This is a genomic window from Rhodopseudomonas sp., from assembly GCF_048594845.1.
Classification (GTDB): Bacteria; Pseudomonadota; Alphaproteobacteria; order Rhizobiales; family Xanthobacteraceae; genus Rhodopseudomonas.
Genome location: NZ_JBMDXE010000292.1, coordinates 1 through 20,132, shown reverse-complemented (window position 1 = coordinate 20,132; position 20,132 = coordinate 1). Strand labels below are relative to the sequence as shown.

Below are 20,132 nucleotides of genomic sequence, written 5' to 3'. Positions count from 1 at the left end.
CGGCCGTCGGCATGCTGATGTGTCGGCATCGCGGGCAAAAGTCTGCACCTGCGACATAAGGTGCGACACGTCAGGAACTCACCCTGACGCCGAGGGTTGACGGGCTGTCTTCACGGGGCCTCCCCATGCACAGCCCGTTGTCCCGGCCATGAATATCTTCGATCCCAAAGGGCCGGTAGCGTACGGAAACTCGACGATCCTCGTCGACTCCGTCGTCATCATGCTGGCGATCGTGCTGCCGACGATCATTGCGATCCTCGCCTTCGCGTTCTGGTTTCGCGACGGCAACAAACGCGCGACCTATCGCCCGGACTTCGCCTATTCGGGGAAGATCGAACTCGTCGTCTGGTCGATCCCGCTGCTGACCATCATGCTGCTCGGCGGCGTCACCTGGATCGGCGCGCACAAGCTCGACCCCGCCACGCCGGTCAAAGGCACCGGCAGTCCGATCCGCATCCAGGTGGTCTCGCTGGATTGGAAGTGGCTGTTCATCTATCCGGACCAGCGCATCGCCACGATCAATTCGATCACCGTCCCCGTCGGCGCATCGCTGCAATTCGAGCTGACCTCCGCCAGCGTGATGAACGCATTCTTCATCCCGCAGCTCGGCAGCATGATCTACACGATGAACGGCATGGTGACGCGGCTCAATTTACGCGCCGACGCCGAAGGCAATTTGCAAGGCTTGTCGTCGCATTTCAGCGGCGACGGCTTTCCCGACATGATGTTCGATGTGCACGTTATCTCGCCGCTGGCCTTCCCCGAATGGGTGCAAGCGACCGCGAAAAGTGACCGCGTGCTCGACGCCGACAGCTACAAGCAACTGTTCAAGCAGACCACCGAAAGCGGCCGGCCGACCTATCGGCTCGGCGACCCGCTGCTGTTCGACGCGATCAGCACTCAGAAGATCCCGCCGCAACCGGGCCCGGTGCCGTCCAAGGAAGCTGCGCCTCCCTATTTGCAAGCCAACTTCGGAGCCAACGCGATATGCTCGGCAAGCTCGACTGGTCGGCCATACCAATTGATCAACCTATCCCGCTGATCGCTGCGGCGATCGTGATGGTGGTGATCTTGGGTGTCCTGGCCTGGGCCGGGATCAAGGGCTATTTTCCCTACCTTTGGCGCGAATGGATCACCAGCGTCGATCACAAGCGGATCGGCGTGATGTACGTGCTGCTGGCGATGGTTATGCTGCTACGCGGCGGCACAGACGCCATCATGATGCGGACCCAACAGGCCCTCGCCTTCCAGTCCCAGGGCTATCTGCCGCCGGAGCACTACAATCAGATTTTCTCCGCGCACGGCACCATCATGATCTTCTTCGTCGGAATGCCGTTCATCATCGGCCTGATGAACTTCGTCGTGCCGCTGCAGCTCGGCGTCCGCGACGTGGCATTTCCAACGCTGAATTCAGTCGGGTTCTGGCTGACGGCAAGCGGTGCCCTACTGGTCAACATGTCATTGGTGATCGGCGAATTCGCCCGCACCGGCTGGCTTCCGTTCCCGCCACTGTCCGAGCTGAGCTACTCGCCGGGCGTCGGCGTCGATTACTACGCATGGGCCATCCAGATCTCGGGCGTCGGGACGCTGGTGGCCGGCATCAATCTAGTCACCACCGTGCTGAAGCTCCGCACCAGGGGCATGACCTATCTGCGCATGCCGATGTTCTGCTGGACCACGCTGGCGTCGTGCCTGCTGATCGTCGCCGCGTTCCCGATCCTCACCGCGACGCTGGCGATGCTGCTGCTCGACCGTTACCTCGGCTTCCATTTTTTCACCAACGAAGCCGGCGGCAACATGATGATGTTCATGAACCTGATCTGGGCGTGGGGTCATCCTGAGGTCTACATTCTCGTGCTGCCGGCGTTCGGCGTGTTCTCGGAGGTCGTCTCGACCTTCTCCTGCAAGCCGCTGTTCGGCTACCGCTCGATGGTGCTGGCCACGATGGCGATCTGCCTGATCGCCTTCATGGTTTGGCTGCATCATTTCTTCACGATGGGTGCCGGCGCGACGGTAAATGCCGTGTTCGGCATCGCCAGCATGATCATCGCGGTGCCGACCGGTGTGAAGATCTACAACTGGCTGTTCACGATGTATGGCGGCCGGGTGCGGTTCGAAACGCCGATGCTGTGGGCGGTCGGCTTCATGATCACCTTTATCCTCGGCGGCCTGACCGGCGTGCTGCTCGCGGTGCCGCCGGCCGATTTCATGCTGCACAACAGCCTGTTCCTGGTCGCGCACTTCCACAACGTCATCATCGGCGGCGTGCTGTTCGGCGCCTTCGCCGGCTACACCTACTGGTTTCCCAAAGCCTTCGGCTTTCGGCTGCATGAAGGGCTTGGCAAAGCGGCGTTCTGGTTCACACTCGCCGGCTTCTACGTCACCTTCGTGCCGCTCTACGTCGCTGGCCTGATGGGGATGACGCGGCGAATGCAGCATTACGACGTCCCCGAGTGGCGGCCGTGGATGATTGCCGCCGGCATCGGCACCGCGATCATCGCGATCGGTGTCGTGTTGCAGCTCCTGCAATTCGTGGTCAGCATCCGCCGGCGTGAGCAATTGCGCGACCGCACCGGCGATCCGTGGGATGGCCGCTCGCTGGAATGGGCCACCGCGTCGCCGCCGCCGGTGTACAACTTCGCCGTCTATCCCGACGTCACCGGCGAAGACGCGTACTGGACGGCGAAGTCGGCCGCACGCGAGCACGGCGAAGAGCAGCCGAAGCAGAATTACGAGGACATCGAGATGCCGCGGAATTCGCCGACCGGCTTTGTCTGCGCGTTCTTCGCGACGGTCACCGGCTTCGCGCTGATCTGGCACATCTGGTGGATGGTCGGTCTCGGCCTGATCGGCGCGTTCGCCACCTTCGTGGTGTTCGCCTGGCGCGACCGCGAGGACTACGTCATTCCGGCAAGTGAGGTCGAGCGGATCGACGAAGCCAACATCGCCGAGCGCCGCAAGGCATTGCAGTTCGCTCGGAGGCCGGCATGACGGACGCAGCGCTGTCCCACGGCCACGCCGACCCGCACCATCTGGGCGGTCTGCAGGACGCCTCCGGTCAAGCCGGGCCGGCGCCGAAACGGATCGTCACCGGCTACGGCTTCTGGATCTTCCTGCTGTCCGACATCATCATGTTTGCATGCTTCTTTGCTGCCTACGCGGTGTTGTCGGGCGCTACCGCCGGCGGACCGGGCGGCGCCCAGCTGTTCGACTGGCGCAACGCGGCGATCGAAACGCTGCTGCTGCTGTTCTCGAGCTTCGCCTGCGGACTGGCGAGCATCGCGGCGGACGTGAAGAGCCAGCGTTGGTTTCATTTGGCGATGCTGGCCACCGCGATCCTCGGCGCCTGCTTCCTCGCAATGGAAACCCGCGAATTCTCCGACATGATCGCGCGGGACGCCGGGCCGACCCGAAGCGCGTTCCTATCGGCTTTCTTTACGCTGGTGGGCTGCCACGGCCTGCACGTTTCAATCGGCCTGCTGTGGCTGCTGACGATGATGGCGCAGGTCTATGCCAAGGGTTTCCGCGCCGATATCCAGCGCCGGCTGCTGTGTTTCTCGCTGTTCTGGCACGCGCTGGACATCATCTGGGTGGCCATCTTTTCGATGGTGTATCTGCTCGGGAGCCGCGCATGAGCGAGCCGCAACTGCAGGACATCCGCCACACCGCCGATGTCGCGCCGGGCGACGAGGACGAAGTCCGCATCGCGCCGCGGCTGTGGGGTTATGTCGCCGGACTCGGTCTTTCGCTATTGCTGACCGCGACCTCGTTCTTCATCGCCGGCACCGATCTGGTCTGGCAGCCCAGCATCCCGGTCGCGCTCGGCGTTCTGGCCATCGCTCAGATGGGCGTTCAGCTGGTCTTCTTCCTTCACCTCACCACCGGCCCGGACAACACCAACAACGTGCTGGCGCTGGCGTTCGGCACGCTGATCGTGTTGCTGGTGGTCGGCGGCTCGATCTGGATCATGGGGCATCTCAACGCCAACATGATGCCGACAGAGCATCTGATGCGGATGATGAGGTGATCGGGCTCAGCGCTTAGCTTTGGACTGGGCCGACGCTATCGGCCACGCGTGCGCCTCGCGTGCCGATCGGCCGCGGATGCCCGGTCGTCGTATCGACCGCGGTCTGGTGCTCCATCTCGGCATCGAGCTCGGCACCGAGCAGGATGACGATGGCGGAGATCCATAGCCAGGTCATGAAGCCGATCACAGCGCCGAGCGATCCGTAAGTCTCGTTGAAGTTGCCGAAATTGGCCGCGTAAAACGAAAACAACCCAGACGCGATCAGCCAAGCTACGGCTGCGATACCACTCCCCCACGAGATCCAGCGCCACCGCGGCGCCTCCCGGCTCGGTCCGTAGCGGTAGACCACCGCCAGCGCCAGTGTCAGCACCACCAGCATTAGCGGCCAGCGGCCGACGCGCAGCAGCAGATCGCCGAAACTGGACAGCCCGACCCATTCAAGCACGACCGGCACGATCACGATTGAGGTCAACGCCGCCACCGCCAGCACGATGCCGCCCAGCGTAAAGCATAGCGAAATCGCGTTGAGCTTGATGAAGCTGCGCTTCTCTTCCTCGCGATAGACGATATTCAGCGTATCGAACAGTGACTTCACCGCTGCATTCGCGCTCCATAGCGAGATGACGAGACCGATGACGAAGGTGAAGCCGAGCGTTTCAGCGCCTTTCGACGCTACGCGCGTCAACTGATCGCGAGCAACGTCGATCGCGCCACCGGGCAGGAAGCCACTGAACTGATCGAGGTGCTTTGTGATGCTCGACGCATCGGAAAACACGCCGTAGATCGCCACGAGAGCCGCCAGCGCCGGGAAGATCGCCAGCAGGCTATAATACGTGACGCCTGCTGCGAGGGACATGATGCGGTGCGCGGAGATGTTCTGAAACACCCGCAGCAGGATGTCCTTCCAACCACGCAGCGGGATTTCAGACGGTGCGGAGGCGCTCCGGCCGCGGTCACCGTGCTCCGGAGCGGCGGCCTCCGTATCATCGGCCGGCGATTCGAATTGATCGTTCTGTCCTTCGCGTCCGATCTGTCGGCCACCGGCGGGCTCGACTCGACGTCCGCGCGTCTCGACGGGAGGCGGCAGCAGCCGATGGGCGGCCGCAGACAAAGCAATCACCAGAGCGACACGCCCCAGACTCATACCTTGTAACCGCGATCCGCGTGCGGACCTCGTGACCTGGTAGTCGGACATCGCCCCTCATCCGTAAATCTGGATGAGCGGCAACGGTGGATGCGGGTGGATGGTTCCTTGCAGCCCGAGCGGCGTGACGCACCTACGGTCCGTCACGCCTTCTGGTCGTTGTCCGCCAGCAGCCGCTCCAGCCGCGCTTGCTCCGCGGCGCTGAGCGCTGGCGCGTCAGCGGCGGCAGCACGGCTACGCCGCCGGATGTGCAGCCACAGACCGAGACCGCCGACGAGCAGCACCAGCGGCGGGATAAGCCACAAGATCAGGGTGTGCGCCTCGAACCGCGGCTTGAGCAGCACGAACTCGCCGTAGCGCGCCACCAGATAGTCGAGCACTTGTTTGTTGCTGTCGCCGGCGGCAATCCGCTCGCGCACCAGCAGCCGCAAATCCTTGGCGAGCGTCGCGTCGGAATCGTCGATCGACTGGTTCTGGCACACCATGCAACGAAGCTCGCGCGACAGCTCGCGAGCGCGTGCTTCCTTGGCCGGATCGGCCATCACCTCATCCGGCTGCACCGCGTAGGCGAATGGCGCCGAGGCGGCGACAGCGAGGACGATCCCAAGGGCGGCGATCAGCTTGCGCATCGCCCTACTCCGCCGGCTGCAGTGCGCGTTGCGGCTTGGCGGGCTTCGGCGCGCCGACGCGGAGCCGGCGGTCGGACAGCGACAACAGTCCGCCGAGCGCCATCAGCAGCGGGCCGTACCAGATCAGCAGCACCAGCGGCTTGTGATAGATCCGCACCGTCACTGCGCCTTCGGCATTGATATCGCCGAGCGATATGTAGAGCTGGCTGAAGCCGCGGCTCATCAGCGCCGCTTCGGTGGTCGAGGTGCCGCGGGTCGAAAAGCTGCGCTTCGACGGTGTCATCGTGCCGATCGGCTTGCCGCCTTGGCTGACCGAAAACACCGTCTGCAATTCGCGATAGTTCGGCCCCTGGCGCTGCACGGCGCCTTCGAATTTCAGCTCGTAGCCAGCGAGCCGCGCGGCGTCGCCTTCCTTCATCGCGGCGATGTGTTCGCTGTTCCAGGTGGTCTCACAGACGATGCCGATCAGCGCGACGCCGAGGCCGGCATGCGCGAACATCGTGCCCCACGACGAGCGCGGCAGGCCGCTGGCGCGGCGCCAGACGACATTCATCGGATTGCGCAGCAGGCCGATGCGCTCGACGATATCGACCAGCGCGCCGATGATTACGAACACCGCCAGCCCGATCGCCAGCGGCGCCAGCACCGCGCCGCCCGTGGTCCAGGCGAACACGAACGCGACCGCGACCAGCGCGACCACGCCGGCGGCGATCAGCCGCTGCGCCGCGCCGAGCACGTCGCCGCGCTTCCACGCCAGCAACGGCCCGAACGGCACCGCCAGCATCAGCGGCACCATCAGCGGCCCGAAGGTGAGATTGAAGAACGGTGCGCCGACTGAAATCTTGTCGCCGGTGACGACTTCCAGCGCCAGCGGATACAGCGTGCCGACGAACACCGTGGCGCAGGCGGTGGTGAGGAACAGATTGTTCAGTACCAGCGCGCCTTCGCGCGAGATCGGCGCGAACAGCCCGCCCTGCTTCAGCGACGACGCGCGCCACGCGAACAGCGCCAGGCTGCCGCCGATGAACACGCACAGGATCATCAGGATGAACACGCCGCGCGACGGATCGGTGGCGAAGGCGTGCACCGAAGTGAGTACGCCGGAGCGCACCAGGAAGGTGCCGAGCAGCGAGAGCGAGAAGGTCAGGATCGATAAGAGGATGGTCCAGACCTTCAGCGCGTTGCGCTTCTCCATCACCAGCGCGGAGTGCAGCAGCGCGGTGCCGGCGAGCCACGGCATCAGCGACGCGTTCTCAACCGGGTCCCAGAACCACCAGCCGCCCCAGCCGAGTTCATAGTAGGCCCAGTACGAGCCCATCGCGATGCCGAGGGTGAGGAAGATCCACGCCATCAGCGTCCACGGCCGCACCCAGCGTGCCCAGGCGGCGTCGAGCCGGCCCTCGATCAGCGCCGCGGCGGCGAAGGAGAACGAGATCGAGAACCCGACATAGCCGAGATAGAGCAGCGGCGGATGCACCGCGAGGCCGATGTCCTGCAGCACCGGATTGAGGTCACGCCCCTCGATCGGCGGATTGGGAATCCGCAAGAACGGATTCGAGGTGATCAGGATGAACAGATAGAAAGCGCTGGCGATCCAGGCCTGCACGGCCAAGACATGCGCGCGGAGCGACAGCGGCAGATTGTTGCCGAACAGCGCGACCAGGCCGCCGAACAGCGCCAGGATCGACACCCACAGCAGCATCGAGCCTTCGTGGTTACCCCACACGCCGGTGATCTTGTAGAGCAACGGCTTGGCCGAATGAGAGTTCTCGTAAACGTTCACCACCGAGAAGTCGGACGTGACGTTGAGCCAGACGAGCGCGGCGAACGACAGCCCGACGAAGGCGAACTGCGCCAGTGCGCTGGATCGCGCGACGTTCATCAGGCCGCTGTCATTCAGCCTCGCGCCGAGGATCGGCACCGTCGACTGGATCAGCGCCAGCGCGAGCGCCAGCACCAGCGCGTAGTGTCCGGCCTCTGCGATCATTTGCCGGGCTCCGCGGCGCTGGCGGACGCTGCACCGGGCGCCTTCTTTTCGTAATCGTCCTTCCAGTGACCCTGCTTCTTCAGCGCGTCGGCCACTTCCTTCGGCATGTAGGTCTCGTCGTGCTTGGCCAGCACGGTGTCGGCCTTGAACACGCCGGTGTTGTCGAGCGCGCCTTCAGCCACCACGCCCTGCCCTTCGCGGAACAGATCCGGCAGGATGCCCTTGAACGCCACCGGCACCGCGGCTTCACCGTCGGCGACCTTGAACGACACCGCGAGATGATCGCCGCGATGCAATGAGCCGGGCTCGACCACGCCGCCGAGGCGGAAGCGCTTGCCGACGCCGATGTGCTGTTCGAACACCATCTTGGGTGTCGAGAAGAACACGATGGAGCCACGTAGCGCGTTCAGCACCAGCCCCACCGCGATCGCGAGCACTACGCCCGCGCCGCCGATCATCAGCAATCGCCGCTGCTTCCGCGTCATTGGTCGGTCCTTGTCTCGGCGGCCTGACCGGCGCCGGAATTCCGCGCTTCGCTCCCGCGCCATGCTTGCCGGACAATTCTGTCGGAAAACCGCATGCGCATGGAGTCCGCCCTCACCCGTCGAGTCCGAGGTTCTTGAGCCCCTCGTTGAGCTGCTTCAGCCGCTCGGCATTGCCGGCCACAGCTTGGCGGGCCTCGGCCTGCGCGCTCTTCGCCTTGTCGGCGTCGCCGAGCACCATATAGGCGCGCACCAACCGCAGCCATCCTTCGACATCGTCGCCGTTCTGCTTGAGGCGCGTCGCCAGCCGGTCGACCATGCCGCGGATCATCGCGCTGCGATCGGTTTCACTCATGGTCTTGGCCGACGCGATGGTTTCGTCGGGCAGCGCAGGCAGCGGCGTGCCTTCGACACGCGCGACCTGCGCCTGCAGCATCGGTCGCCACGGCGCATCGGCCGGCGCCTTGTCGAGCATCGCGCGCCACATCGCCGCGGCATCCTTCGGCCGGCCGTCCTGCTCGGCGGCGAGACCGAGGAAGTAGCGCGCCTTGACGTCGTCGGCATTGAGCGCCACGGCGCGTTCGAATTCGGATTTCGCCTCGTTGGTGACGACGCCGCCGGCGGCCATGGCCAGCACCTCGCCGAGATCGGCGTGGCGGTCAGCGGTCTCGCCCGCATAGGTCAGCGAATTGCGATAGGCCCGCGCCGCATCGTCGAGGCGACCGAGCTTGGTCAGCACCGGCGCCAGCACGGTCCAGCCGCGGCCGTCGCTCGGATTCTTCTCGAGATGCGCCTCGACCTGCGCCACGAGATTTTCGAGCGGCTGCGACGCGCTCGCCGTCTTGGTGCGCTGCGCCAGCGGATCGTCGGCCATCATCGGCGAGCCGATCGGCAGATACACCGCCAGCGCCAGCGCCGGCAGGCCGAGCAGCGCCAGCACCGCGACGCCGCGCCGCAAGCCGCGGCGCGAGATCGCCGGCGCGCTGCGTTCGGCGTCGGCGCTGGCGAGCAGCCGCCGTCCGATCTCGACCCGCGCCGCCGCCGCTTCCGCTGGACCGATCAAACCGATCTGGGCATCGCGATCCACTTCGGCGAGCTGGTCCTTATAGACCGCGGCCTCGCTGCCCTCGCGCTGCCGCGCGGCGCCGCGCCCGAGCGGCCACAGCACGGCGAACACCGCGATGGCCGTCATGATCGCGAACACAAACCAGGGCGACATGCTTGGAGGGTTCCGGGTGAAATGCGCGAAGGCCGGGCTGCGGCGAGTTCAAAAACCGGCCGGGTTACACCATGGCAGGACCGGTGGCGCAATTGACATTTGCGACACTGGGATACGGCACTGCAGCACTCAAATCTTGATATGAATCAAGGGGCAGGATCAACCCGCCCGCGCCGGCTTGCGCTCGACCACCACCATGGCGCTCTCCACCGCGCGGCGCATCAACTGCGCGTAGTCGTGGCCGAACAACACCTCGCAGAAGCGGATCGCCGCCAGCGCCTGCATGTGCCGGAACGGCTTCACCCGCGGGTCGCAGCCGCGCAGCGACTGCACCAGCGCCTCGGTGGACTTCTCGACGTATTGCTGCAGCTCGGAATACGTCCGCAGCGTCATTTCGTTGATCGCCAGTTCGCTGGCGTAGTTGCGGCAGATCGCGACGAAATCGATCAGCGCCGCCGCCTCGTCGACCTCGAGCTGGTCGATCCGGCTGTTGGCCGAGACCTCCTTGTCGGGCCGCTGTCGGAGCAGCCGCCGCACCCGGCCCGGTACGCTCTCGATCTCGGACTTCAGCGCATTGGAGATATCCACGCGGATCGCCGCGAGGCGCTTGCCCCAGGTCGAGTCGCTGCGCAGGTCGAGTTCGGTCCGCAGACCGCGCACGCCGTCATGGATCAGCTTCAGCTTCTCGGCCACGTTGGTGTAGTGGCCGCGCTTGAGTTCGTCGTGCAGGTCAGCGGTGAGCTGGGCGAGATCGTGGATCGCCATGGTGACGGCGACGCCGTAAGGCGTGGCGGCCACGCGGATCTCGTCGTCGGAGCCCGCGACCTTGATGGCCAGCCGCACGATCTGCCACGGCTGGGTCAGGTGCTGCAGGATCATTGTCAGCGCGAACGGCAGCATGATGGGCGTCTGCAGCGCCGGCACGTTCAGCGCGCCGATCATCGAATTGACCTGCGAGTCGCCGAAGCTGCGCAGATTGGACGACAGTTTGCCGTCGAACGTCTCGAGCGCCTCGCGGTTGGCAAGCACCGCGCCAACACCGGGCAGGTCCTCAACCGTGGACGGCGGGCCCACCCGCGACATCGCCCGTTGGCGATCAACGCCCGGCTCCGGGTTGATCACTTTCTCAATCGCTTCGGCGGCGGCCACCTGAAGCTTGCGGACCAGCACATCGACCTGAGCGGCGCTGCCCCCGCGCAGGTTGATCAGACCGCCTTCGAATTCGCGGACCTGCGCCGGGATCGACTCGCGCTCCAGCCACTGCCAGATCGACGTCAGCGATCCGCGGCGGATCTGCCCGGGACGCGGCTGCTGGTTGCTGTCGATCAAGAACGGCTCGAGCGCCCGGAACATCAGCCGCGCCGGATCTTCGGTGCGAGGGGCAGTGTCCTCGTCCGAGCCACGTACGATCTTGCGTAGCTCTTCCAGCACGAACCGCGCCACCGCGACGTCGTCGCCGCGTTCCAGCGCACGCTCGAACTCCCGCATCAGCAGCGCCTGCGACTGCGGCGGAAGCTGAACGAGGTACTCCCTCAGCCGTTCGGTCGGTGTCTGGCTCATGCGCCCGAAAAATCTGCACGCTTGCGGTCGCGTCGGCCGCACGGGTGCCCGCCGGACGCTACCTTCAGGGATACAGGCGCGATGTTAAGAAGGAGTTGAGGCAACCGTTCAGCGAACCCGATTCAGGCTCTGCATCAACCGCAAGCGGAAGTCGCAAGTGGTTGGCAGATCGTCATAATCACGATCCTGGGCGGCTGTCAGCCGGCCGCCGTCCAGGGCCCCTCATTGGTCCGGCAGGCGGTGCCGCGGGCGATCTCGAGCTGTCCGCCGATGGTCACCATGTGGGAGAAGCCGCGGCAGGTCGCACCCTGCTTGGCATAAGCCGGCCCGGGCACGATGTTGCCGTAGCGGCCCGAGGTCGGGTTCTTCCACGGCACCGGCGCGCCGGACTCGCCATGATCGAGCGCCTCGAGTTCGGCCGCATAGGCCAGCCGGCGATCTTCGGCATTCAGCAGGACGCCGATCTTCGGCCCGATCAGGCCGCCCATCGCGGCGCTGTCGACGGCCGCGGCGGCGCCGTCGCCGGCGCGATCGGTGGTGGGAGCGAGATCCGAACCGACCGTGCTGGTGAAGGAATCCACCCGTGCATACAGGCCCGTGGTGCGGTCGCAGCCGGCGAGCGCCAGTGCACCGAACACCACCAGCAAAGCCGTCGGCTTCGCGAAGCGAGAATCTGTATGCCGGCGCGTCGTCATCGCAATCCCCAACCGTTCCTGCGGGCGTCTTACACCGAAATTCCTAACGCTCAAGGCAACAGCGGGGAAATTTTGGCGCCGCTGTGGCAGGGCCTGATGCCTTACGCCGCAGGCAGCTTCAGTTCGGCCCGCAGGCCACCGATCGGCGCATGTCCAAGGGTCAGCTCTCCGCCGTACAGCGCCGCCAGATCCACCACGATGGCGAGTCCGAGACCGGAACCCGGCTTGCTCTCGTCGAGCCTCTGGCCACGCCGGGCAACCTGGGCCTGTTCGGCCGCAGAGAGCCCGCGGCCGTCGTCATCGACGATGATCCGCACCAAAGCCGTCGGCCCGCGTTCCGCGGTCGCCTCGATGAACACCCGGCTGGTCGCCCATTTGCAGGCGTTATCCACCAGATTGCCGACCATCTCCTCGAGGTCCTGCTTCTCGCCGCGGAACTTCAGACCGCTCGCGACTTCGGCCCGGACCTGGATCTCGCGGTCGCGGTGGATCTTCTCCATGGTCCGGCGCAGCGCCTCGATCACCGGCTCGACCTCGGTGATGGTGCCGACCACCGTGAGCCGCGCGGCGATCCGCGCCCGCTCCAGATGGTGCGCGACCTGGCTTCGCATGATCTCGGCCTGTTCCAGCACCTTGGCGGCGAGCGGATCGCCCGGCCGCGCGGCCGCCTCGTTGACCAGCACCGACAGCGGCGTTTTCACCGCATGAGCCAGATTGCCGACATGGGTCCGCGAGCGCTCGACGATCTCGCGATTGGCTTCGATCAGCGCGTTGGTCTCACGGGCCAGCGGCGCGATCTCGACTGGGAATGTGCCCTCCAGCCGCTCGGCGCGGCCGGAGCGGATGTCGGCGATTGCATCCGAGATCCGCTTCAGCGGCGCCAGGCCGAAACGCACCTGAAAGATGGTGGTCAGCACCAGGCCGATCGACAGCGCCACGAAGGTGCCGGCCAAGTAATAGTCGAAGGTTCGGGTTTCCTCGAAGATTTCGGTGGCGTCGCCCGCGACCGTCACGACGTATTTGCCGTCGGCGCCGAGATCGACCGGCCGCTCGACCATGCGCAAGGTCTGACCTTCCGGCCCTTCGACATAGCCCTGCCGGACGCCGGACGGTCCGAGCTCGACGCCCTGATCCTCCAGCCGCGGCAGCTTGCGGTCCCACAACGAGCGCGACGCGCGCGGATCGATCTTGTCGGTGTCGGTGCGAACGATCTGCCAATACCAGCCGGACAGCGGCAGATCGAACAGCGGCTCGCCGATCGACTGGAACTGGTCGGGCGCCGCATCCGGCGTCGCGACCTCGGCAATGATGGTGCGCAGATAGAGATTGAGCCGGCGGTCGAAGGCCCGCTCCGAGCCCTGCCGATACACCGAGGACAATACGATGCCGGTGATCGCCAGGATCACCACCACCCACGCGGTCGCCGACAGGAACAGCCGGGTGGCGAGGGAGCTGGCGCGGCGGCGCGGCGATGGCGTGGAAGCGGCCGAGCTCGCCATCAGCAGCCCGGTTTCCGCATCGACGCCCTCGCCCGCCCGCTCACGACCGGGACGCTAATGCGCTTCGCCGGGCGGCGGCGACAACAGATAGCCGAGGCCGCGCACGGTCTGGATGATATCGACGTCGAGCTTCTTGCGGATGCGGCCGACGAACACCTCTATGGTGTTGCTGTCGCGGTCGAAATCCTGATCATAGAGATGCTCGACCAGTTCGGTGCGCGACACCACGCGCCCGGCGTGATGCATCAGATAGGCCAGCAGCCGATATTCATGCGACGTCAGCTTGACCGGATGGCCGCGAACGCTGACGCGGCCGGTGCGGGTGTCGAGCGACACCGGGCCGCACACCAGTTCGGACTGGGCATGGCCGGCGCTCCGGCGCAGCAACGCGCGGATGCGCGCCAGCACTTCCTCGAGATGGAACGGCTTGGCGACGTAGTCGTCGGCACCGGCGTCGAAGCCCTGCACCTTGTCGCTCCAGCGGTCGCGCGCGGTGAGGATCAGCACCGGCATCGCGCGCGAATTGCGACGCCAGGCCTCCAGCACCGAGATGCCGTCCATCTTCGGCAGCCCGATATCCAGCACCACCGCGTCGTACGGCTCGGTATCGCCGAGGAAATGCCCTTCCTCGCCATCGAAGGCGCGGTCCACCACGTAGCCGGCGTCGGTCAACGCGGTGGTAAGCTGGCGATTGAGATCTGGATCATCTTCGACGACGAGCAGCCGCACCTTTAACTCCGCTCTTTCGATTCACGGGCGATATTACCGTCGTGAACATGAGCGGCGGCGGCGTGAATGCGCGATGAACAACGCCGCTTCGCCCGTTACTTTTTCTTCACGACGGCTTTCACCAGCTTCTCGATCGCGCCGGGAGCATCTTGCCCGGTGGCGGCGCAGACCTTCTCGCGCGTCCGGCCGCTGACATAAACGCCTAGCACGCCGAACCGGAATGCCCAATAGGTTGCCAGCAGCGCAGTCGCGCCGATCAGTGCGTTGATGGTTTGGATATCACCGGTCCAGAATTCATGCACCAGCACGGTCCACAGCGCCGCGCATTCGAGCGTCAGCTCCCACGCATAGGCCGGACGCCACCAGCGCTGGATCGCATCGCTCGACGCGATCTCGGCGCGGATCGTCGCATGGGTCTCGCTGATCGCGGTGCGTTGCGTTTCGGCTTCGGCCTGAATCGCCTCGGCCCAGCGCGCCTCCGCCTCGGCGATTTTATCCGGATCGGCCGAGGGCAGCGACGCCTGCACGGCGGACGGCGTCGGCGCCGCAGCTCCGACCACTTCGGACAGGATCTGGCCGGCCGCGCCGCCGAGCGGACCGCCCAGCGCGCTCCCCAGCATCGGCGCGCCGAGCGCGATCACCTGTTTGGCAAGGACGCTCCATTCCATGATCAGTCCCTCCTGAAAGCCGCGGCGAGCGCCGCCATGAGAGTCGCGAGCCGGCCAGGCTGCGGATGCGCCGGGGCAGACGACAGGGAAGACGCCGACGAAGCTGAAGCCGTAGATGACGGCGCGGGTGCGGACGCCGGCCGCACGGGGTCCGCCGGCGCCAGCGGCGGCGATGCCACGACCGGTACATCGACCAACTCCGCCTTCCAGCGCGCCAGCCATGCCCGACGCTGCGCGAGCCCGATCGTGCCACCATTCAGTCGCCGGGTGACGCCGACGACGTCGTCCATTTTTGCGAATGACAAGCATCCGCATTCAACAAAGTCGGCAACGCCGCACAGCAGGAAGTAACGCGGATCGTTGACGAGGTCCGGATCGGCGACCAGATCGAGCCCGGTCACCGCAGCGAGCCGCGCATAGCCCTCGCGTCCGGTGGTCTGCGCGGCACCCCGTCCGCGATACCGCCAGCCGTCATCGGAACCGGGCGCATTGCCCATTCGGCCATTGTAGACCTTGTTGGCCAGCGCCCGCGGATCGTGCGCATACGGCGCGGCGGCAGCGAGCGTGCGAAATCGCGACGGCCACACCTGCATCATCCGCGCCGCCGTGTAGTTCAGATTCTCGACGACCTCGCACCCCGCCCCGCATTCATGACTAAGCTGCGCCATCACATGCGCGACCAGCAGCGGTGTATCGATACGGTATCGCGCGAACACCGCTCCCGCCGACGCACTCATTCCGGCCCGCAGCCCAGGGATGCTCCGGTCCCCGTCAGGCCACAGGCGTATCAGGACTGAGGCGAACTGATTCATTCTCTAATTCCCCAATTTCTATTGCTGCTGATCTGTCGCGCCTCACCGATGCCGCAACGGCATTTGCGATCGATTCTTCAGGGCAGGCTGATGCCCCGGCGCAAAAAATTACTACCAACTTACCGTTGATATTATCGTTGATTACCAGATAAATCTGACGCTTGGATGGAGAGGACTCGTGCGCACACTTCCAAGCCCGCCAGCTGGGCAAGACCTGAACATCAAAGCTCTGCGCTTCCGCCTGCGAGTTCGAGAACGATTACCGCGGCGCCTACAAAGCTTGGCGCCGCTTATTGCTCCCGATCCCGACCTGTCGAAACAAGACCCCTCTCTCGAATACATTTACCTCGACCACGCCGTGGCGAAGATCATTCGACCCGGAATGAAATGTATCGACATAGGGGCCTTCTCAGGCGTCTACACGAAACAATTTCTAGGACTAGGGGCCGACACCGTAGCGATAGAAGCATATCCGCCAGCAGCCGCGGAGCTTCGCAAACGCCTGGGAAGACGCTGCCGAGTGATCGAGGCATTGCTCGCCGACAACGAGAGGCTCTACACAATCAGCAACAAGGCGGAAATGAGGATGATTGGTAACGCGCCAATCTACAACGCTGCCGATTCCGGAATCTCCGGAGTTCAATCCAGCACCTACGATCAATGACTTGCCAATGAACCGCAACCTGGCTTCGTGAAAATAGCGACCTCTAACATCTGCGAGACTCTTCTCGGGGCCCGAACATTGCTCAACAGTGAAGCAGCGATCGCATTCGTCTTCGATCTCCGGTATCTTCCATTTTACCATCGGCACGACACTTTCTGCCTCTTCGATCTCCTTGCGCGATCAAAGAGAAGCATCTTCACCTGCGAAGGCTTTATCACTGATGCCCAGCCGCAAACGGTGTGGGAGTTCAACAAGCGGATAACATCCGGCTGGAAGACATTCGTCGCAATCAAAAATTGATAATACGAAGGGGAAGCCCTTGAACTACTCATCGCTGCGCGTCTATACGCACCGCCCACCACGATCTATAGATAAATACCTGACTGACGGCGACTATTTGGTCGCACCTCTATTGCAAATTTATGCCGCAGACCATTGCACCCAGCGATGCCACTTCTGCACGACGTCAGCACCTCATAGGAAGGCGCATGAGGGAGATATCGAAGCTTTTATAAAATACATCAACCAGATGTACAGTGATCGCATCAAATTCGCAGTGATCAACATCCTAGGCGGCGAGCCATTTCTTCATAGCAACCTATCTGGCTTCGTTCGCCGCCTCCGGGAGGGCATGGCCTATCCTGCTCGCTTTGTTGTGACGACAAATGGGTTTTGGCTCAATGAAATGGACGAACACCCATCAGGACTTGAAGCGGGCGACAGGATCATAATTTCGCGATATGCGGACGTCATTCGCGACGTCGGAGGCATTGATCGATACAATTCGCTTATTAGCAAATTGTCTCAGACTCGCCCCGAAACGATCGAGATAACCGACGCATTTCATTTCCGTGAATGGGAATTCTCAGAAGAACCTGTCTACGGCTTTCCCCTCGATTGCGACCTAGCAGACAACGTCAGCTTGGCAGACGATGGCACAGTTCACCGCTGCTGCGTGGCGCCTGCTTCGCGATTTAGCCCACGAGCAACGAAGGCATTTCTGGATCGATCCGAAGAACTTGAGTTTAAGCTCAATCGCGACACCGACTTGAGAAGCTGGCTGCAGTCGCCGCTTCCGGATGCATGCGGCTATTGTACAGCGCATTACAACACTCCTTATTACCCTCTGCGCAGCCTTACAGTAAGCGGCGAGCAGTACCTTTTCACCCAAGGCGCTAACCGGGATATGCTGCAATCTGGCTTTTCGTCAGTGGAGCCAGGCGGAGTTTGGACCGATGGTCCGGAAGCAATCATGACATTTCAATCCCTTCCGAGAGGGCGAGCAAAGTCTCCGTACATTACATTTCTTTTCTTTGCGACGGCCTTCCTGACTGAGAATGTGAGGGAGATGTCAGTAACAATTGAAGTTGTCGGCTCGAGCTGGCGCGATAAATGGGTTTTGCCTAGAAGCGATGTCGCTAATTTTGCAGATTGCAACGACCTCCACGCCCTCTTCGTCCCACACGAAGTCCTCGACGACCAAGGCCCGTTCACGTTGAAATTCACAATCGATCCGGCTCACAGTCCAAAAGCAGCAGGACTATCGGACGACTCTCGCGATCTCGGGCTGTTTTTTCGTTACGTGTTGGTGGAGATTTGATGACGGGTGATTCTCAGATCTGAAATGCGCCGGCAACCATGAGCACGTACCCATTTCCTCCCAAGAACGCTCCATCGAAGCGCTGCACAAGTCCGCCACTTGGTGCTGTCGATACACTCGCGCCATAGCCCGTAACAGCCCCTTCACGGCCATATCCTGTGTAGACTCCATTCGGATTAACCGGGAGCGAAAAGGTAATTGCCACCCCCGCGCTCCCCACATTCGTGATGGTAATCGTTGCACTCCAATCTACCCTATTCCCGGTCATCGTATACGTCCCCGTCGCGGTGGCGGCGCCGAGGGTGCCGGTTAGGGCGGCGACGACGGGGGTCCAGGTGGCGGTGATCGGGCGCGGGCCGGCGGCGATCGCGAGCCAGCGCGCGGCGCTGCCATCGTAGCGCAGCAGCGCCGCCTGCTTGGCGGGGATCACGAGATTGCCGCCGAGCGAGAAGCGGTTGGCGGCGGCGGAGGCCGCGCTGTCGTCGCGCAGCGTCAGCGACGAGCCGCCGACATTGATCAGCGTCAGCACCCGGCCTTCGGTGCCACCGGCGAGGCCAGTGATGGCGCGCGCCGCGGTTGCCGAGAGCTGCAGCACTGCGGCGGCGCCAAGCCCGGCCGGTGCGTAATCGTTCTGATCGGCAGCGAGCGGCGGCGGCGCGAGGACGCCGGTGAGCGACAGTCCGCGCGGCAACGCCAGATTGCCGCTCGTCTGATCGATCACCAGCGCCTCGCTCCAGGCGGCACCGTCCGGCGAGACTTTCAGCTTGAAAGCATCGGAGCCGACCAGGCCGAATTCAGCACGGCCGGAGTAGTTGTCGGAGAACACCACCGATGCGGTGCCGGCGGCGGTCTCCTTGGCCAGTTGCAGGCGGACGTCGCCGCTGCCGCCGGCCGAGGCGGCGATTGCGGCGAACAGTGCTGCGTTGGATTTGACGCTGAGCAGATTGGGCGCCGCCGCCGTGGTGTTGACGCCGAGATGCGCGGCGTTGTCCAGCGACAGCGGCAGGTCGCGCAGGTCGCGCCAGCGCGCGCCGTCGAACACCAGCAGGACGTCGTCGGCAACGGACCAGACGCACCAGCCCTGCTTCGGCGCCAGGAACGCCCAGGCGCCGTCCTGCCAGGTCGCGATCGCCTGCGCCTGCCCGCTCCACGCGCCGCTCGCGCCGGCCGCCACGATGTGGCGCTCGCCCTCGGCCGGAGTCGCCGGCGGCGCAGTGCGGGTGCGGTCCGCGACCGCGATCTGGATCGCGGCGTCGAGGATCCGCAGCGCCTCGTTATGGGTGACGTGCTTCTGCGCCTGCGCGGCTTCGATCAGCGGCAGGCCGAGATTGGCGGTCGCAGTCATCGGCGGGTCCCGGGTTCGGAGGGTTACAAGGTGACGATGCGGTCGCAGGCGGTGCCGGCGCCGACCGCTGTGGAGAGCTGCGCCACGCGCAGATGCAGGCTCGGCTGCGCCGCGCCAAAATCGGCGATCTCGTCGGCGGCCGCGTAGAGCGCCTGCGGCGCGCTGCAGGCGATGGTTCGCACCACCGCGGCGCCCGACAGGATCTGCAGCGTGTAGGACTCGGCGTCCTCGCCGAGCGGCACCTCGCCGTCCCAACTATCCGCATCGATCCGACTGCGGCGGATCCAGCTGATCGCCACGCCTTCGGCACGGCGGCGCGCGGCGAGATGCACCGGCGCCAGCGGCCGCAGTGCTGCCGGGCCTGGCGTCACCGCCAGCGCCACCGCGCTCGGATCGTCGTGGCTGCGCCCGGCCGCGACAACGCGCAGCGTCTTCGGCCGGCCGAGCGCATCGCGCCCACGCGCCAGCGGCACCAGGTTGCGATCGAGCAGCACGAATGGCGCGCCGGCCGGCAACGGATCGCGCATCGCCTGCTCGCTGCCCGCCTGGCCGCGCAGCAGCCGCGACAGCAGATAGGTGTCGCCGTCGATCAGTTCGGCATTGGCGAATTGCAGGATCTCCCACTCGCCGTCGGCATTCTGCACCGCCGCCGCATTGCCGCCGGCGAGCACGCGCGCGTCGGGCAGCGACGACAGCGCGCCGCCATACAGCCGCACCCGCAGGCGGTTGCCGCGATCCCACAGCGCCAGCGGCCCACGCGCCAGCGGATCGAGCGTCTCGCCGACGATCGCTCGCACCGCCGCAGTCGCGACCGGCTGATAGCTCGCGCCATCCGCGGAGGCGTAGATCAGCTCGGTGCCGGGCCACGGATGGGCGAACACGGCGAGCCGCGTCAGCACGTCGGGCGCCTGTGCGTCGATCACCGGCAGATCGAGCGCGACGACATGCGCAGGCCCGAGCGCCGCCGGCATCTGCGGCGCAATCCGCCGCGGCGCGCGCTGCGGCAGCGCGAACACTTCCGGATCGATACTGCGCGCTTTGATCTGCCGCGCCTCGGCGTCGACGATCTCGC

General features: G+C 64.8%; 18 protein-coding genes and 1 pseudogene. 6 read left to right on the top strand and 13 right to left on the bottom strand.

Translation table 11 applies throughout. The features are described from left to right. Positions 1–148: 148 nt before the first annotated feature. The 4 genes from ACOJTD_RS18915 to cyoD are packed head-to-tail and all read left to right on the top strand — an operon-like array spanning position 149 to position 4,027. On the top strand, positions 149–1,042 hold the full coding sequence (locus ACOJTD_RS18915) for a cytochrome ubiquinol oxidase subunit II (protein WP_420134413.1): 894 nt from the start codon (positions 149–151) through the stop codon (positions 1,040–1,042). After that, complete coding sequence (gene cyoB, locus ACOJTD_RS18910) at positions 988–2,991, top strand: cytochrome o ubiquinol oxidase subunit I (RefSeq protein WP_420134412.1); 2,004 nt, start codon at positions 988–990, stop codon at positions 2,989–2,991. Before ACOJTD_RS18915 ends, cyoB begins: the two co-directional genes overlap by 55 nt. Continuing rightward, entirely contained in the window at positions 2,988–3,635 is a 648-nt protein-coding gene (locus ACOJTD_RS18905; protein ID WP_420134411.1) for a cytochrome (ubi)quinol oxidase subunit III, read from the top strand. The genes cyoB and ACOJTD_RS18905 overlap by 4 nt, the downstream gene beginning before the upstream one ends. Then, positions 3,632–4,027 carry a cytochrome o ubiquinol oxidase subunit IV gene (gene cyoD / locus ACOJTD_RS18900; RefSeq protein WP_420134410.1) on the top strand — a complete coding sequence of 132 codons (396 nt, stop codon included), beginning with the start codon at positions 3,632–3,634 and terminating at the stop codon, positions 4,025–4,027. Before ACOJTD_RS18905 ends, cyoD begins: the two co-directional genes overlap by 4 nt. Positions 4,028–4,040: 13 nt before the next feature. On the opposite strand, the gene ACOJTD_RS18895 is transcribed toward cyoD, so the two are convergent. The 11 genes from ACOJTD_RS18895 to ACOJTD_RS18845 all read right to left on the bottom strand — a co-directional run bounded on the left by ACOJTD_RS18895 (position 4,041) and on the right by ACOJTD_RS18845 (position 15,451). After that, complete coding sequence (locus tag ACOJTD_RS18895) at positions 4,041–5,222, bottom strand: YihY/virulence factor BrkB family protein (protein WP_420134409.1); 1,182 nt, start codon at positions 5,220–5,222, stop codon at positions 4,041–4,043. A 92-nt stretch (positions 5,223–5,314) separates the two neighbouring features. Beyond that, a complete protein-coding gene (locus ACOJTD_RS18890; protein WP_420134408.1) occupies positions 5,315–5,800 on the bottom strand; it encodes a cytochrome c-type biogenesis protein in 486 nt (161 codons plus the stop codon). A gap of 4 nt (positions 5,801–5,804) precedes the next feature. Next, the gene (locus ACOJTD_RS18885) at positions 5,805–7,787 is read right to left on the bottom strand and encodes a heme lyase CcmF/NrfE family subunit (RefSeq protein WP_420134407.1); all 1,983 of its coding nucleotides are present in this window, start codon (positions 7,785–7,787) and stop codon (positions 5,805–5,807) included. After that, positions 7,784–8,272: a cytochrome c maturation protein CcmE gene (gene ccmE / locus ACOJTD_RS18880; protein WP_420134406.1), complete on the bottom strand. Its 489-nt coding sequence runs from the start codon at positions 8,270–8,272 to the stop codon at positions 7,784–7,786. The genes ACOJTD_RS18885 and ccmE overlap by 4 nt, the downstream gene beginning before the upstream one ends. 112 nt (positions 8,273–8,384) lie before the next feature. Then, a complete protein-coding gene (ccmI, locus tag ACOJTD_RS18875; RefSeq protein WP_420134405.1) occupies positions 8,385–9,488 on the bottom strand; it encodes a c-type cytochrome biogenesis protein CcmI in 1,104 nt (367 codons plus the stop codon). Positions 9,489–9,647: 159 nt separating this feature from the next. Then, positions 9,648–11,048 carry a hypothetical protein gene (locus ACOJTD_RS18870; RefSeq protein WP_420134404.1) on the bottom strand — a complete coding sequence of 467 codons (1,401 nt, stop codon included), beginning with the start codon at positions 11,046–11,048 and terminating at the stop codon, positions 9,648–9,650. A gap of 197 nt (positions 11,049–11,245) precedes the next feature. Beyond that, complete coding sequence (locus ACOJTD_RS18865) at positions 11,246–11,743, bottom strand: RT0821/Lpp0805 family surface protein (RefSeq protein WP_420134403.1); 498 nt, start codon at positions 11,741–11,743, stop codon at positions 11,246–11,248. Between the two features lie 101 nt (positions 11,744–11,844). Then, on the bottom strand, positions 11,845–13,242 hold the full coding sequence (locus ACOJTD_RS18860; protein ID WP_420134402.1) for a sensor histidine kinase: 1,398 nt from the start codon (positions 13,240–13,242) through the stop codon (positions 11,845–11,847). A 54-nt stretch (positions 13,243–13,296) separates the two neighbouring features. Then, complete coding sequence (locus ACOJTD_RS18855) at positions 13,297–13,971, bottom strand: response regulator transcription factor (RefSeq protein WP_420134401.1); 675 nt, start codon at positions 13,969–13,971, stop codon at positions 13,297–13,299. 95 nt (positions 13,972–14,066) lie between these two features. Further along, positions 14,067–14,639, bottom strand: coding sequence for a 3TM-type holin (locus ACOJTD_RS18850; RefSeq protein ID WP_420134400.1), 573 nt, complete (start codon positions 14,637–14,639; stop codon positions 14,067–14,069). Between the two features lie 2 nt (positions 14,640–14,641). Further along, complete coding sequence (locus tag ACOJTD_RS18845; protein ID WP_420134399.1) at positions 14,642–15,451, bottom strand: glycoside hydrolase family 19 protein; 810 nt, start codon at positions 15,449–15,451, stop codon at positions 14,642–14,644. 178 nt (positions 15,452–15,629) lie between these two features. Here ACOJTD_RS18845 and ACOJTD_RS18840 point away from each other — a divergent pair, with 178 nt between their 5' ends. Both ACOJTD_RS18840 and ACOJTD_RS18835 read left to right on the top strand, forming a co-directional pair. Next, positions 15,630–16,115 (top strand): class I SAM-dependent methyltransferase, encoded by a 486-nt coding sequence (locus ACOJTD_RS18840; protein WP_420134398.1) that lies wholly within the window; start codon positions 15,630–15,632, stop codon positions 16,113–16,115. A 319-nt stretch (positions 16,116–16,434) separates the two neighbouring features. Continuing rightward, positions 16,435–17,715, top strand: coding sequence for a radical SAM protein (locus ACOJTD_RS18835; RefSeq protein ID WP_420134397.1), 1,281 nt, complete (start codon positions 16,435–16,437; stop codon positions 17,713–17,715). 13 nt (positions 17,716–17,728) lie between these two features. Here the strand turns inward: ACOJTD_RS18835 and ACOJTD_RS18830 are convergent, their stop codons facing one another. Further along, on the bottom strand, positions 17,729–19,060 hold the full coding sequence (locus ACOJTD_RS18830; RefSeq protein WP_420134396.1) for a DUF2793 domain-containing protein: 1,332 nt from the start codon (positions 19,058–19,060) through the stop codon (positions 17,729–17,731). 23 nt (positions 19,061–19,083) lie between these two features. Next, positions 19,084–20,132: pseudogene (locus ACOJTD_RS18825) on the bottom strand (baseplate multidomain protein megatron); the annotation flags it as partial.